A 15,585-nucleotide genomic window follows, 5' to 3' on the forward strand; every position below is an offset into this window, starting at 1 on the left:
TTACCAGTTCCTGAAGCGTTTGGGCGGTTGATATAAACCGCCAGATGCGCGTACCAGGTCTTTCATATTCTTTGCGGCCAGTAGATCACGCGTGGCCATGCGTTTGTCTATGCCCAGGTCTTCTGCGCGTTTGATGATGCCGCGGTCACGCAGGTTTTCTACCATGCGTTTGTCACGTGCCAGGCCGACTGGCGTATAACCTGCAACACCGCGTATAGCCTGTTCACGCTCTTCTTCGCTACGACATAAAAGAAGATTGGCGATGCCTTCTTCAGTCAGGATATGAGTGACGTCATCACCATAAATCATGACAGGTGGTATCGCCATCTTCGCTTGTTCTGCCAGTTGCCAGGCATCGAGTTTTTCCACAAAGGCTGGTTGCATATGCTCGCGGAAAGTCTCTACCATTTGCACTACCAGTTTTTGCCCACGCGGTATTTGATTGCTGCCTGCACGTGCTTCGCGGCCCGCCTTTAGCCATGCGGGGCTGGCATGGCGACGGCCACGCGCATCTGCCCCCATATTTGGCGCACCGCCAAAACCGGCGATGCGGCCCAAAGTAGCTGTTGATGAATTGCCCTGTAAATCGATTTGCAAAGTGGAGCCTATGAACATGTCGCAGGCATAATGTCCTGCTGCCTGTGACAGCGCACGGTTACTACGCATGCTGCCGTCGGCACCAACAAAGAAAACATCTGGCCGGGCGCGGATATAGTCTTCCATACCCAGTTCAGAACCGAAGGAATGCACGGATTCTACAAAACCCGCTTCTATCGCGGGTATCAGAGCCGGATGCGGGTTCAGCGCCCAGTGGCTGGCGATCTTGCCTTTCAGACCCAGCGACGCCGCATAGGTGGGCAAGAGCAATTCTATCGCGGCAGTATCAAAGCCTATGCCGTGATTCAAGCGCTTGACTTCATATTCGGCATAGATACCCTTGATGGCCATCATCGCCATCAAGACCTGTATCTCGGAGATCAAGGCTGGATCACGGGTGAACAGGGGTTCTATGTAATGCGGCGATGGTGCCTGGACGACAAAATCTACCCAGCCTGCGGGGATATCAACACGCGGCAAAACATCGACTATCTCATTGACCTGGACAATCACGATGCCGGATTTAAATGCTGTTGCTTCGACTATCGTCGGTGTGTCTTCGGTGTTGGGGCCGGTATATAAATTGCCTGCGCGGTCTGCCGACTGTGCAGCCACCAGCGCCACGCGCGGTGTCAGATCGACGAAATAGCGTGCATACAATTCCAGATAAGTATGGATGGCACCGATATTCAATTTGCCTGCCGAGGCCAACTTGGCCAGGCGTGCTGCCTGCGGGCCAGAAAAAGAAAAATCCAGCTTGCTGGCAATGCCCTTGTCAAATACATCCAGATGTTCAGGCAGGGCCAGCACGGACAGCAGCATGTGCAAATCATGGACGCGTGCCGCATCCAGCTTAGTCAGTGCCCTGGCAAGAAAATCTGCCTGCTTCTGGTTATTTCCTTCCAGGCAAACCCGGTCGCCTGCTTCCAGTACCGCATGCAGGCAATCACCTATGCGCTGCTGCGGAAATAGTTTGCCCTGCAAATCATTGCCCAGTACATCGGCAGCCCTTTGCAGGCGCTGCTGGCGGTTGGTTTGCAGGGTATTCCAGCGACCGGCTGCGGTCATTATTTTGCTCCCATCAAGTCATCAGGAAATGCAGTGGCGATATGCGGGAATACACATAATAAAATCACGGCCACCAGCATCAATAACAGAAAAGGCATGACACCCCAGACGATATCCTTCAAGGGTATATCAGGCGCGATATTTTTGATGACAAAAATATTCAGGCCCACGGGTGGATGTATGAGGCCCATTTCCATGACGATGGTCATGACCACGCCAAACCAGATCAGATCAAAGCCAGCTACTTTCAAGGGTGGCAAGATGATGGGACACATCATCAGGATAATCGATACTGGTGGCAAGAAGAAACCAAATACCACCACCATCAGCAAGATCACTGTCAGCAACATCCATTTACTCAGGTGCAAATCGACCACCCATTGTGCCGCCGACTGGCTGATGTGCAAATAACTCATGACATAAGAATATAGCAGCGACATACCTATGATGAACAGCAGCATCGTTGATTCTTTGATGGTCGAGGTGATGAAGGGTGAGATATCTTTTGGGCGCCAGACGCCATACACAATCGCAATCAGCACCATCGCCAGCAAGGCACCGAGACCTGCTGTTTCTGACGGTGTGGCATAGCCGCCATACAAAGCCACCATGACACCGATGAGCAGGATGACGAAGGGCAGCACACGCGGCAGCATTTCTACTTTTTGCAAGAGAGTAAAATGTTCTTCTTCCAGGTAGGCAGATTTGACACCCCCCTGCTCGTAAGCCTTATACGCAATCGCATACTCACGGCGTGCGCGATATACGGCATAGCCAGAAAACAAAATCACCAGCAAAACACCCGGGCCTATGCCAGCCAGGAACAAACGTCCCAAAGACTGTTCGGCAGCGACTGCATACAAAATCATGGTAATCGATGGCGGCAGCAATATTCCTAATGTACCACCAGCAGCGATGATGCCTGCAGCGAAGCCGGGCGAATAACCACGCCTGCGCATTTCAGGTATGCCAGCAGAACCGATCGCAGAACATGTGGCTGGTGAAGAACCCGCCATTGCTGCAAACATGGCGCAGGCGAAAACGTTGGCAATACCGAGGCCACCCGGCACCTTGTGCAACCATGCGTGGATAGCAGAATACAGGTCACGTCCGGCAGGTGATTTGCCTATCGCTGCACCTTTTAAAATGAACAGCGGTATCGACAACAAGGTGATCGACGCCATTTCTTCATAGACGTTCTGGGTAATGGTATCGAGCGATGCAGCAGGCATGAAAAAATACATGAAGCCGGTGGCCACCACGCCCAAAGCAAAGGCAATCGGCATGCCGGAAAACATCACGACCAGAGTGACAATGCCATATAAGACGCCAAGGGTAAGCGGACTCATGCTGGCCTCCCTTTGCTGCTTGTATTGGTGGCAGCAGCCAGTATCTGTACCAGGATTTGCAGCGACAACAGGGTCATGCCGGTTGCCATCATGGCATAAGGTATCCACAAGGGCGGCGCGAATGTCGATGAAGTCGTTTGGCCATCTACCCAGGCTTCATGGAACAGCGTCCAGGATTTCCAGGAAAAAAACATGCAGAAAGTCGCACTGATGATATCTACCAGCAACAAACGAAAGCGGTTAACTGCCGGTGGTAGGATGGATGACAAGACTTCTATACCTATGTGACCACGATAAGACTGCACGTAAGCCGCAGAAAAGAAAGTCACACCTATCAGCATGAAAACTGAAGCCTCATCCTGCCAGTCTGTCGGTATCTTGAACAAGTAGCGCGTGAAGACAGAATAAGTGAGGATGAAGGCTGTCAGCAACATGGCAAACATGGAGATGCGCACGATCGCTTTATTAATCCAGTCCAGTACCTTTGACAGCCGCGCAACGAAGGGATGGTCTGGAACAGGCGGCCCTTTGGGTGTCGCTATTTCAAAGCCATGGCTCATAATAGTTTCTCCGCCAGTTTCAGCAGTTTGGCGCAGTTTTCATTTTTGTCAGCATAGTCTTTCCAGGCCGTGGTGCGGGCGATTGCCTGCCATTTCTTGACCGTGGCAGCATTCAGATCTACTACCTTCGCACCTTTCTTTTCATAGACGGTGGCGACGGCAATATCATCCTGCTTGGCAGCCTTGATGGCGAAAGCTTCGAGTTCTGCACCCACGGTCATGATGGTGTTTTGCTGGTCTTTGGTCAGCTTGTCAAAAATCGTTTTTGACATCATCAAGGGTTCAAACATATACCAGTAACTTTGACCACGACCGCTGGTCAGGAATTTGGACACTTCTTCGAGGCGGAAAGAGATCAGTGAAGTCGATGAAGTCATGGCTGCTTCCATCGCACCGGTTTGCATGGCCGCATAGATTTCATTCGATGGCAATGACACCACGGCAGCACCGGCAGCTTTCAACACCAGATCGACTTCACGTGAACCACCTCGTATCTTCATGCCCTTGACATCATCAGGATCAACCACTGCCTTGGTACGCGATGCCACGCCGCCGGCCTGCCAAATCCAGCTGACCACGACAATGCCCTTGTCGAGTAAGAGTTTATTGAGTTCCTTGCCAACTTCAGCATTCTTCCATGCTGCACCAACTTCATAGGATGGCACCAGGCCGGGCATGAGGCCGATATTCACTTCTGGCACTTCACCACCAGCATACGATAAAGGCACCAGCGATAAATCCAGCGCCCCCTTGCGCATGGAAGAGAATTGCGCATTGGTCTTCATCAGAGAAGAGCCGGGATAAATTTCAAACTTCAGGCTGCCATTGCTACGCTTTTGTACTTCTGCAGCAAACATGCGACAGAGACGGTCACGAAAGTCGCCCTCTTCCAGTGTGCCGCCCGGGAATTGATGGGAAATCTTTAGGGCCGTGCTTTGCGCCCATGCAGTTAGTGGCGACCATGCCGCCGCCAATGGGGCCAGACTTAAAGCTTGCAAGACTGTTCTTCTCTTCAGTTGCGACATGATTACTCCTAAGGTTTTTATGGATGAGACATCTCTTTTTGACAAGGTTTTGCCTCGTCTTTGGTCTTTGCATATCCCGCTTATCACTCTGCCTTGTATGCTTTATTAAAATTCTTGTATACAAGATCGACTATTTTGCATTCAAAGTCAACTTGAATATATACTGGAGACATAAATTACTAAAAGACTTAGCAAAATGAAAAACCGCTCAGCCAGCCTGCGAGAAGAAATAGAAGAATTAATAGCAACAGGGCAACTGCAGCCTGGCCATCATCTCGATGAAACCGAACTGGCTGAGCGTTTTGGCGTATCGCGCACACCAATACGTGAGGCATTAATACAACTGGCATCGATGGGCATCATAGAAATGCGACCAAGGCGTGGTGCCCAGGTGGCCACCATCAGCCCGCAACAATTGGTAGAAATGTTTGAAGTCATGGCAGAGTTTGAAGCCATGTGCGGGCGCATGGCAGCGCGCCGTATGTCGAAACAGGAACAGGCAGATTTAAAAACGGCCCATGAAGCCTGCAAAGAGGCACGTGATGCCGAAGACCCGGACGAGTATTTTTACAAGAATGAAGTGTTTCACTACCTGATTTATCGCGGCAGCCATAATGACTTCCTGGAGAAGCAGGCGATGAATTTGCACCGCCGCCTGCGCCCTTACCGCCGTTTGCAACTGCGTGTGCGTGACCGTGTCGCCAATTCTTACAACGAGCATGACCAGGTGGTGCAAGCCATCTTGCAAGGGGAAGCTGAACTGACCGCAAATTTATTGCGCGGTCATATCATGATACAGGGGCAGCGCTTTGCCGATCTGATTGCGTCATTGCCGCGGCAAGCCAGTTAAACCCGGTATATTTATGGGCGCTTCTGGTTCTCGGCCTTCTCGGTATCAAAGAAATAAGTCATGCGCTTGCGCGGGCTCAGGTAGTCATACACTTCTGGTGCCAGCTGGCCGGACTTGAGGCTGGCGGTGATGTCGAGTATGGGTTCGTGTATCAGGTCGAGGATGATGGCTTCGGACTTGGGAACGCTGGGGTCGTAGATCAATACGCTGGGGCGCAGCGGCTTGCTGGAGTTTACCGCCACCACCATGCCCAGTGTGCCGTCACTGAGCTTGACGATGGTGCCTGGCGGATAGACACCCATGCAGCGTATGAACAGATTCAGGGCAGGTGCATCAAATTGCTTGCGCTGGTTGGCAAACATATAGGACATGGCTTCATAAGGGCTCAGGGAATCAGCCGGGTTGGGTTTATTGCACAGGTTGTCATAGGTATTGGTGATGGCAACGATGCGTGCCAGCGGCGAAATGCGGTCTGCCTTCAGTTGTTGCGGATAACCGCTGCCATCGGCCATCTCATGATGCTGCGCGATGATGTCGATGACGCCTTTTGGCAAGTTCAGCTTCTCGCCTATCTGCTGGCCATAATGGCTGTGCATCTGCAAGAGGTTTTGCTCAGCCTTGGTCAGCGCAAAGCTCTTGTTGACAATACGATCAGGGATTTCTACCTTGCCTATATCATGGAACATGCAACCCATGCCGAGTTGCCGGATGTCATCCTCGGAAAAGGCCAATTCCTTTGCCAGCATCATGGTCAGCACGGCGACATTGAGCGAATGGTAATAGGCTTCTTCACCGACTATCTTGTCATTCATGAGATGAATGGCAATGTCTTTATCGACCAGCAAGGAGTCCAGCATTTGCTGCACCAGTTGCTCAGCTTCGCGCACCGATTCCTGCGGACGCGAAAACAGGTTACGGGTAATATTCTTGAGCGTATTGGCTGCTTTGAGCAATTGCTTTTCGCATTGGGCGATAGCGTTACGCTCCCTGATCAGCCTTTCTATGCGCGATTTTTTTTCTGCTATCAAAGCCAGTTCTTCAGGGCTCAGCGTCATGACCGGCTCAGGCTCCACAGACTCCGCTGTTTTTACTGGCGGTGGCAAAGGGCGGTTATCTGATTTGGCCGGGCTGACCCGGATGGTTTTCAAACCCAGATGCCTGATTGCCGTGATCTCGTCCTGACTCTTGATCTTGAAGCTGTTAAGCGCAAACGAGTGCTCCAGCCAGGACATATCAAGATGTACATATAAACCTATGCATAACTGTTCTACGGGTACATCAACGGTAATTGGGGCTGCGCACATGGAAACACTTTAAAACTGAGATAGATTCATTGTAGCAAATGCAGATTTGCAAAACGCAGCAAAAGCGCTGAACTTTGTTGCAGATGTTTTCATGCATGGGCCTGTGCAAATTAAGGTTTTTTTCATCAAAAATCTGATTCAAGGTTGACAAGCTTGCCCCGGATGTCGAATATGCCTGATGCCCATGCCATGCTTGCTGGCAGAAAAATTCTAGCGATATTCCAGGATCAATCACATGACACGACCACTTGGCAGTTATAAATATTACGATTTTGTGATGGCAGCCTTTGTCACGGTTTTATTATGTTCCAACCTGATAGGCGCAGCCAAGGCCGCACAGGTGACCTTGCCGATACTGGGGACAGTGACGTTTGGTGCCGGCGTCTTGTTCTTCCCTATCTCGTATATATTTGGCGATGTATTGACCGAAGTATATGGTTATGGGCGCGACCGCCGTGTGATCTGGGCAGGCTTTGGTGCCGTACTGTTTGCGGCCATCATGTCGGTGGTGGTACTAGCGCTGACGCCGGCAGCAGACCCATTCAATACCGAATACCAGACCCATCTGGCGGCGGTATTTGGTAATACTCCAAGAATTATCCTGGGTTCGGTCACAGCATTCTGGTGTGGCAGCTTTGTGAACAGCTATGTGCTGGCCAAGATGAAAGTCGCGATGGAGGGCCGGCATTTGTGGATGCGCACCATAGGCTCGACGATATGCGGCGAATTTGTTGATTCCAGCCTGTTTTATGTGATTGCCTTTTATGGCATCTGGTCAGACAGCCAGTTGATCACCGTCATGGTCGCGCAATATGTACTGAAAACCGGCTGGGAAGTTGTCATGACGCCGGTGACTTATAAGGTAGTCGCTTTCCTGAAGCGCAAGGAAAATGAAGATTACTATGACAAGGATACTAATTTCACGCCTTTCCAGTTAAAGGTGTGAACTAAGTTTGAATTAAGTGCGAGCAGCAGCAAACATTTCCCACATGAAATTATCTTCAAGTTTGGCAGGCCTGTGAAAACAGGCTTGCTAAAGTTTTAGGCAATTTTACCGTTCTAAATGCGAACAGCCTTACTTTCAGCACTTATGTCATGTTTCCTTTAAAAGTATTCCGCATCTTTGAGCAAGCCGCAGAAATGCCGCATGCCAGTAGTCAGCACCGCCGCCTTGTTGCTCAGGGGCAAACACCAGAGGGTAAAGCCAGTGGTGATGAAGCCACCTGGCCAGAAATAGAACGCCGTCAGACAGACAACCGGCGCAATGCTGATCGCCGCGAGAAACAGCAGGCCATTTTACTGAATACTCGCAAATTGCAGGGCAGGCGCAAAGACCCAGGACGGCGCTTGAGCGACAAGCTGGCAGCCCCAAATTCACGCATTCATTTCTCTATCAAGGGTGAGTACAGGTTTTCAGTTACCTGCACTCAACACAGTTTGCACAAAATACTTTCCATCAAGCACCACCCGACAAGGCTGCCTGCATACCTGCTGCGACTTAAAGGTATATTTTTTTAATGCTTTAGCAGGTTTTTCGCAGATACCTTTTTAGTATCCAACGAAAATGTAATATCTTATTTGCGCAATTACGCAAATAGTAAATTGAGTGCGCGCAACTTTCCAGACTCAGAGTATGATAGAGAGATTCCCACTACTACATTGACTGCCATGGACGGATTATCTGATCAGGCTTTGATACAGATTGCCCATTATTTTTCGGCGCTGGCTGAGCCTACCCGCTTGCGCATCTTGAATTGCCTGCGCGAAAAAGAACACAATGTCGGGGAACTGGCCGAGCGTTGCTCCTGCTCGCAGGCGAATGTCTCACGCCATCTTTCTACCCTGGCCAAGCATGGCCTGGTAGCACGCGAAGGGCGTGGCACTTCGGTGTATTACCATATCGCCGATGAATCGATCTATGCGCTGTGCGACCTGGTCTGTGGCAATGTCGCACGACAACTGGAATCACAGGCGGCAGTGCTGAACGGTATCAGCAACCGTAGCAGCATCAACTAAGCCACGGCACGATAGACCAGGCTGGTGGCCACACACAAGAGCAAACCCACGAAGATCATCTGCACTTTTTTTGCTGGCAATTGCAAGGCTATGCGTCTTGCCAGCAGCATGCCACCTACCGTAGTTGCAACAAACATGGCTGACAACAAAGCTGGCAGTTGCGCGCCACTCAGCAACGCAGACCCTACCCCCATCGTACCGACGATGCTGACGACCAGCAATGAAGTCGCCACCGCCACATGCATGCTGGCATTGGTGTAATGCCTGAGCATGGGCACAATGACAAAACCGCCACCGACACCGAGCAAGCCTGTCATGAAACCGGACACGGCGCCTATGCCGGCAATCACGGCCCCGGTCTTGACTGACCATTCAAAGCGGCCAGTACTGGCATTGATACGTGCCATCGCAGCACGCTGAGCATCATCACAATCAGGCGAGCGCAATTGCACGATGAGTCTTACCGCCACCACACCCAGTATCAGGGCGAATACCAGCATCAACCACTGCTGTGACATGCGGTGGGCGACCTGCACGCCCAGCAGTGTCGGCAGGCTGCCAGCAACTGCCATCAGCATGGCGGCACGGTAACGCACCAGCTTGCGCATGAGGCCTTCTATGGCACCTATCAGGGCTGCGCTACTGACGGCAAGCAGGGCTACCGGCATCGCTTGCTGCATGCTGAAGCCCTGGGTATACACCAGCGCTGGTACTGCCAGTATGCCGCCGCCTGCCCCGGTCAGGCCCATGACAAGACCAACCATGGCACCGATGGGCGCCACCACAAGTTCTGCTGCAGAAATGAACATATCGGGAGTCTGAATTAAAAAATATGCTAGTGAGCTATTGTATTAAAACAGAAGTGAAAGACGCTTACCCGGTGATCAGGGCAAGATGCAAAGCTATCGTGAGCATTTGCAACGCAGCCATCATCGTCGCGCAAGCGGAATGCACTCTGTCTTAACTACAAAATCCCACATTACAAAAGTTCACTATAGTATTCCTGTCATGTTCATGCGTCGAGTCTTGAACCTGGTTTGATCCCGCACAAGCATGCTAAATGTCAAAATCAGCAACATTTTTGTTATTATTCGAGAACTCATTTCATCGCCATGCGCGAGTTCATCATGAATCCAGACATCAAGCCACATGTACACAGTTTTTTCGATACACAGACCTGTACCGCCACTCATGTTGTATTCGATGCGCCTGGTGGCCATGCGGCAGTGATAGACCCGGTACTGAATTACGAACCCAAATCGGGGCATACCACGAACAAATCTGCTGACCAGGTGCTGGAGTTTCTTGCAACAAACAAGCTGACCCTGCAATGGCTGCTGGAAACCCACGCCCACGCTGATCATTTGTCAGGAGCGCAGTATCTCAAGAAAAAAGCTGGCGGCAAAATTGCCATAGGCAAGAATATCAGCGCGGTGCAAAAAGTATTCAAGGTCATGTTTAATCTGGGGCCAGACTTCCCGGTGAATGGTGAACAGTTTGATGTGCTGTTCGTGGATCAGGAAGAATTCTCCATTGGTCAATTGCAAGCCAAGGCAATCAACGTGCCTGGGCATACACCGGCGGATATGGCCTATGTCATTGGTGACAGTATTTTTGTCGGCGACACTTTGTTCATGCCTGACGTTGGTACTGCGCGTTGTGATTTTCCTGGAGGGGATGCTGCTCAGTTATACCACTCGATACAGAAGCTCTTGTCCTTCCCGACTGATACACGCTTATTTCTGTGCCACGATTACCCGCCTGCCGGGCGCGAAGTCTGCACACATACCAGCGTAACCAGACAAAAGGCAGACAATATCCATGTGCGTGATGGTGTCAGTGAAACTGACTTTGTCGCCTTGCGCCAGAAGCGTGACAGCGGGCTGGAAATGCCTTATCTGTTGATACCGGCAATACAGGTCAACATCCGCGCAGGTGCCTTGCCGAATGCGGAAAACAACGGCATACGCTATTTGAAAATACCATTGAACAGCCTTTAAAAAAGCAGCCAGCCCGGATAAGTAGATACTTATCAACCACATAATAATAAAATGCTAAAATTTTGCACTTGAGGACATTTTTCTATCCCGGTATTCAATTTGAGCCTCACCTCCACTTCCAGGGAAATTCATGGCGAACATCAAAATCAACGGCAAGGGTCTGTTCTTTAGTGCTCAGAATGCGGCTGTTACCTCCAGCGTACAAACTCTGACATCGGGCTTTTTCATTACCAATCAGATGCAAGCCAGCTGGACGGGTACAGGACTGAGTTATACAACAGGAGTGAGCATGCCAACGGCAGGCACCATTACTTCCGTCACTGTGAAGAATGGACTTGGCCAGGAACAATTCAGCATCAGCAATCTGAACTATCTGCTGTCATCGTCCGATGACTGGAACAAACTGGATCAGGTACTCATCAACATGGTATCAGGCAACGATAACTGGACAGGTTCGGCTGTCAATGATCTGTTTGCCCTTGGTTCTGGCTCAGATACTTATGACGGAGGTGCGGGGACAGATACGGTATTGATGAATATTGCGTCCGGCTACTTCAGCGTCAATCTGACAAAAACCGGTATGATCACTACCATAGTGGCACCAGGCACTGCAGTGAATGGGCTCACCGATACTTTTACCAATATTGAACGTTTGCAATTCACCGACAAAACATTGGCAATCGACATTGATGGCAATGCGGGGCAGGCATATCGTCTGTACCAGGCAGCGTTCAATCGCACACCGGACAAGGCGGGTTTGGGTTACTGGATAGGACAACTCGACAGCGGTGCAGAAACCCTCAATCATGCCGCTGCAGGTTTTGTCAATTCTGCAGAGTTCAAAAAACTATATGGTGACAATATTACGGACAATGCTTTCATGACTGCCTTGTACAATAATGTCTTGCACCGTAATCCTGATCAGGCAGGCTTTGATTACTGGAATGGCCGTATCCAGGCAGGCATGTCGCGCCCCGACATCCTGGCCAGCTTCAGCGAGAGTACCGAAAATTTCGCGCAGGTTATCGGCCAGATATCCCACGGCATAGAGTTCATTCCTTACGGTTAATCATAATGGTGCTGGATGAAGTGGCAGGCCGGGCTATTGCGGTACTTTATGTTGATCAATGCAAATTGATGCTGACTGGAGTTGTCAGCATCAATCTAGATGAGTAGTACCAGTCAGCACTAATTCAAACTATCCCTGAAAAATTCTGCAAACTGGTCTGGCGGCAAAGGCCGGGAATAATAGTAGCCCTGCACTTCGTCACATTGCTGCTGCCGCAAAAATTCCAGTTGCTCTGCGGTTTCCACGCCTTCGGCGATAGTCATCAAACCCAGGCTCTTGGCCATGCTGATGACGGCGCTGACGATGGCACGGTCTTCCGGGTCGCTGGTGATATCGCGTACAAAACTCTGGTCTATCTTCAACTTGTAGACCTTGAATTTCTTCAGGTAACTGAGTGAAGAATAACCAGTACCAAAATCATCGATGGACATGCGTATGCCGCGTTCATGCAGGTTGTTCATGACAGCAATTGCGCCTTGCGGATCATGCATGGCCACGCCTTCTGTCAGTTCCAGTTCCAGGCATGCTGCCGGCATATCTGCCTCTTGTAATATGCGCGTCACCAGCGCAGGCAAATCATGATGGCGGAACTGGACTGCCGACAGGTTCACCGCAATCAGTAAATCCGGCAAGCCACTGGCCTGCCAGTGCTTCCATTGTTTTGCTGCTGCGCGCAAGACCCATTCACCTATGGGCAAAATCAAACCACTGTCTTCAGCCACCGGGATAAATTCTGCGGGCGAGACATGGCCCAGCACAGGATGGTGCCAGCGCAGCAGCGCTTCTGCACCGAGTACATGGCCGGTTCGCATCGAGAGTTGCGGCTGGAAATGCAGCTGGAATTGCTGCTTCTCCAGCGCCTGACGCAAGGCGTTCACCAGTTCAAGGTGACGGGTGGAACGTTCCTGCATTTCCTGGGTAAAGAAGCGATAGGAATTACGGCCCTCACGCTTGGCCCTGTACATGGCGGCATCAGCATTGCGCGATAATGTTTCCAGGTCTTTACCATCGTTGGGGTAAATTGCAATACCCATGGAGGCAGTCACATTCAAATCATATTCACCAAGGTGGAATGAAGTATTCACAACCTGCATGAGCTTTTGCAAGACTTGCTCGACCTTGTGTTCATCGACACCGGTTAACAACAAAATGAATTCATCGCCACCGAGGCGCGAAATCGTATCGTTCTCGCGCATGGCAGCCACCAGGCGTTTGGCCAATTCGACCAGCAGGATGTCACCGAGACTGTGACCGAGGGTGTCATTGATGTCCTTGAAATGGTCAAGATCAAAAAAGATGACCGCCAGTGCATCCTGATTACGTTCTGCCAGGCTCAGCGCATAACGCGCCAGTTCATCCAGCAGGGTGCGGTTCGGCAAACCGGTCAGCGCATCATAATGCGCCAGATATTTGATACGTTCTTCGGTACGTTTTTTATCGCTGATATCTTCCTGTATCGACAAGAAATGCGTGACCAAGCCTTCGCTGTTCCTGATCGGCGAGATATGGGCAAGATCAGTATGATCGAGCCCATCGGCATAGCGGTTGATCAGTTCGCCCTTCCAGTTTTCACCCCGGCCCAGTTGTTGCCACATGTCGGCATAGACGTCTGGCGAGGTCTTGCGTGAACGCATGATACTGGGTTTGCGGCCTACGACCTGGCGGAGTTCCTTGCCTGCATTTTTGAGGTAAGCCGCATTCGCATATTCTATGTTGACCGCAGTATCGGTAATCACAATGGCATTCGAACTTTGTTCGACAGCCTGCGACAGCTTGTGCAAACTTTCTTCAGCCTGTTTGCGCTCCATGCCTATGGCGATAAGGTTGGCGGCCATCTCCAGCAAGTTAAGCGAGAAGGTATCTGGTACCGAGGGCCGGTGGTGATAAATGGCAAATGCGCCTATCACCTTGCGCTCGGCAGAGCGTATCGGTTCTGACCAGCAGGAACGCAAATCACATTGCTCTGCAAGCTCCCGGTAATCGCGCCAATAGGCGTGGGCGGAAAGATCCGTGACTATCGTGCGTTCACCAGTGAACAGCGCGTTACCACATGAACCTACGCCCGGGCCTATCGGCTCGCCTTCTATGGCACGGGTAAAAACCTCAGGCAGGCTGGGGGCTGCGCCGGTACGCAAATGCATGCGATCCTTGTCCAGCAGCATGATGGTGCACAGACAGTCGGGCAACAAGGATTCAACCTTGAGGACGACATCATGGAACAATTCTTTTTGGGTGGTATTGGCAGTGATCCGCTCCAGCATGTAGCTGCGCAATTCTTCCATCTGCAAGGCGTGCAGGCGTTCATCTTCAAGCTCAAAGCGGTTCAGTACATGGCTGATATCGGTGGCAAACTCCATCAGCAAATCCTGCACAGCCTCGTCAAAGGCATTTTCATTTTCTGCATACAGATTGAAAGTGCCCACCACTTTGCCACTTTTGAGCAAGGGCAAAGCAGCAAAAGCACGCCAGCCTTGTGCCGCACCACGCTCATGCCAGGCCGCCATCAATTCATCATGCAGGAAATCCTGACACCAGTATGGCCGGTTATGCAGATAGGCCAGGGCACTGGGGCCATGTTTGTCTGCCTGCTCAGGGTGTACAGTAAGTTGCAGGCCTTCGAGATATCCGGCTCCGGCGCCATAGAAAGCGACCGGGTTAAGTACTTGCCGGGCTTCATCCACCAGGCCTATCCAGGCCATTTTCAAGCCGCCGATGGTGACGGCATTTTCACAGATACGCGGCAGTAAATCTTCCTTGTCATCCAGACGCAGAATAGACTGATTACACTGATTCAATGCATTGTATAGCCGGCTAAGCCGCTCACTTTTGTGTGCTGCCAGCTTGCGTGCCTCGTCTGTCTCGGCCAGCCTGGCCTGGGTCAGCGCCAGCCAGCCCATGATGCTTTCTTCCATGCCCGGTTTGACGACCACAGGTGTCGTGAAATTGCCCTTGCCCAGATTGATGAGACTGGCAGACACTTCATGTATGGTGCCACCCAGGCTCCTGTTGAGGGAGCGGTAGGCACGCCACAACAGGCCCACCAGCAGGATACCAAGCAAAATAAACAGCATGCGCAACCGCAGCGCAAACTGTGCGGCATCTTCCACCAGGGCCACGCCGCGCTTTTCCATCAAATCACTGGCCTCGGCAATCGGGCGCAGGATCGCCAGTTTGGCCAGACGATAACGTTCATCATAGAGCAGGCCGCTGGCCTGATCCCTGGCTTCATTCACATTCAGGCCCGGGTGTTCGATCAGGTACATGGCCCGGTACTCTATTGCTGTCAGGGCATCAGAATTTTGCTTGGCCTGTTCCAGCAGTGTTAATTCTTTTTGTGTGATACCTGTTTTACGGATCAGGTCCATCAGCGGGACGCGTAAATTAGCCGGGGCAGTTTTTTCAGGAGCAGCAGGATAACTGGCAGGTACCAGGTCCCAGAACAAGTTTTGTCCCAGCGATGCTGGCCGGGCGGCCTTGCCATTGCGCACGTCAAGGATGTGCTGGTAATAACGCTTGTAGTCAGGGTTACCCGTGACCACATAGCTGCGCACCATGCGCGTCAGGTCTTCTGAACTTTGCTGTAATTCCTGCGACAGGGCATGGGACTCAAAGCGCAAGTCATTGAGGCGATCGACAGTTTTTTCTGAATACACATACCAGCCAAACACTGCGGTGAACACAGCAAATACCATCAGTGTCAGCCAAAAGCTGCGCGCATAGGTGGATAAGCTGTTTTGAATGGCCATT

General features: G+C 51.3%; 13 protein-coding genes. 6 read left to right on the forward strand and 7 right to left on the reverse strand.

Features of this window, described 5'->3' with window-relative positions; genetic code table 11:
* The 4 genes from mdcA to dctP are packed head-to-tail and all read right to left on the reverse strand — an operon-like array spanning window position 1 to window position 4,599.
* Entirely contained in the window at window positions 1-1,665 is a 1,665-nt protein-coding gene (gene mdcA / locus ACO0LL_RS00685; protein WP_422948972.1) for a malonate decarboxylase subunit alpha, read from the reverse strand.
* A complete protein-coding gene (locus ACO0LL_RS00690; protein ID WP_422948973.1) occupies window positions 1,665-3,014 on the reverse strand; it encodes a TRAP transporter large permease in 1,350 nt (449 codons plus the stop codon). The genes mdcA and ACO0LL_RS00690 overlap by 1 nt, the downstream gene beginning before the upstream one ends.
* A complete protein-coding gene (locus tag ACO0LL_RS00695) occupies window positions 3,011-3,574 on the reverse strand; it encodes a TRAP transporter small permease (RefSeq protein ID WP_422948974.1) in 564 nt (187 codons plus the stop codon). Before ACO0LL_RS00695 ends, ACO0LL_RS00690 begins: the two co-directional genes overlap by 4 nt.
* Entirely contained in the window at window positions 3,571-4,599 is a 1,029-nt protein-coding gene (dctP, locus tag ACO0LL_RS00700) for a TRAP transporter substrate-binding protein DctP (RefSeq protein WP_422948975.1), read from the reverse strand. The genes ACO0LL_RS00695 and dctP overlap by 4 nt, the downstream gene beginning before the upstream one ends.
* A gap of 196 nt (window positions 4,600-4,795) precedes the next feature.
* On the opposite strand from dctP, the gene ACO0LL_RS00705 reads away from it, so the two are divergent.
* A complete protein-coding gene (locus ACO0LL_RS00705) occupies window positions 4,796-5,449 on the forward strand; it encodes a GntR family transcriptional regulator (RefSeq protein ID WP_370529427.1) in 654 nt (217 codons plus the stop codon).
* A gap of 11 nt (window positions 5,450-5,460) precedes the next feature.
* Here ACO0LL_RS00705 and ACO0LL_RS00710 read toward each other — a convergent pair whose 3' ends face one another.
* The gene (locus ACO0LL_RS00710) at window positions 5,461-6,753 is read right to left on the reverse strand and encodes an HD-GYP domain-containing protein (RefSeq protein ID WP_422948976.1); all 1,293 of its coding nucleotides are present in this window, start codon (window positions 6,751-6,753) and stop codon (window positions 5,461-5,463) included.
* Between the two features lie 235 nt (window positions 6,754-6,988).
* Here ACO0LL_RS00710 and ACO0LL_RS00715 point away from each other — a divergent pair, with 235 nt between their 5' ends.
* The 3 genes from ACO0LL_RS00715 to ACO0LL_RS00725 all read left to right on the forward strand — a co-directional run bounded on the left by ACO0LL_RS00715 (window position 6,989) and on the right by ACO0LL_RS00725 (window position 8,769).
* Window positions 6,989-7,699, forward strand: a complete 711-nt coding sequence (locus ACO0LL_RS00715) for a queuosine precursor transporter (protein WP_422948977.1) — start codon at window positions 6,989-6,991, stop codon at window positions 7,697-7,699.
* 149 nt (window positions 7,700-7,848) lie between these two features.
* Complete coding sequence (locus ACO0LL_RS00720) at window positions 7,849-8,271, forward strand: hypothetical protein (protein WP_422948978.1); 423 nt, start codon at window positions 7,849-7,851, stop codon at window positions 8,269-8,271.
* A 150-nt stretch (window positions 8,272-8,421) separates the two neighbouring features.
* Window positions 8,422-8,769: an ArsR/SmtB family transcription factor gene (locus ACO0LL_RS00725; protein ID WP_422948979.1), complete on the forward strand. Its 348-nt coding sequence runs from the start codon at window positions 8,422-8,424 to the stop codon at window positions 8,767-8,769.
* On the opposite strand, the gene ACO0LL_RS00730 is transcribed toward ACO0LL_RS00725, so the two are convergent.
* Window positions 8,766-9,578, reverse strand: a complete 813-nt coding sequence (locus ACO0LL_RS00730) for a sulfite exporter TauE/SafE family protein (protein WP_422948980.1) — start codon at window positions 9,576-9,578, stop codon at window positions 8,766-8,768. The two genes, ACO0LL_RS00725 and ACO0LL_RS00730, sit on opposite strands and share 4 nt — an antisense overlap.
* A gap of 330 nt (window positions 9,579-9,908) precedes the next feature.
* Between ACO0LL_RS00730 and ACO0LL_RS00735 the strand changes: the two genes are divergently transcribed.
* Together ACO0LL_RS00735 and ACO0LL_RS00740 are read left to right on the forward strand one after the other, a co-directional pair.
* Window positions 9,909-10,769, forward strand: a complete 861-nt coding sequence (locus tag ACO0LL_RS00735) for an MBL fold metallo-hydrolase (RefSeq protein WP_422949320.1) — start codon at window positions 9,909-9,911, stop codon at window positions 10,767-10,769.
* 130 nt (window positions 10,770-10,899) lie between these two features.
* On the forward strand, window positions 10,900-11,838 hold the full coding sequence (locus ACO0LL_RS00740; protein WP_422948981.1) for a DUF4214 domain-containing protein: 939 nt from the start codon (window positions 10,900-10,902) through the stop codon (window positions 11,836-11,838).
* Between the two features lie 119 nt (window positions 11,839-11,957).
* Here the strand turns inward: ACO0LL_RS00740 and ACO0LL_RS00745 are convergent, their stop codons facing one another.
* Window positions 11,958-15,584, reverse strand: coding sequence for a bifunctional diguanylate cyclase/phosphodiesterase (locus tag ACO0LL_RS00745; RefSeq protein WP_422948982.1), 3,627 nt, complete (start codon window positions 15,582-15,584; stop codon window positions 11,958-11,960).
* Window position 15,585: the final 1 nt, after the last annotated feature.

Source organism: Undibacterium sp. TC4M20W, from assembly GCF_049340245.1.
Taxonomy (GTDB): Bacteria; Pseudomonadota; Gammaproteobacteria; order Burkholderiales; family Burkholderiaceae_D; genus Undibacterium.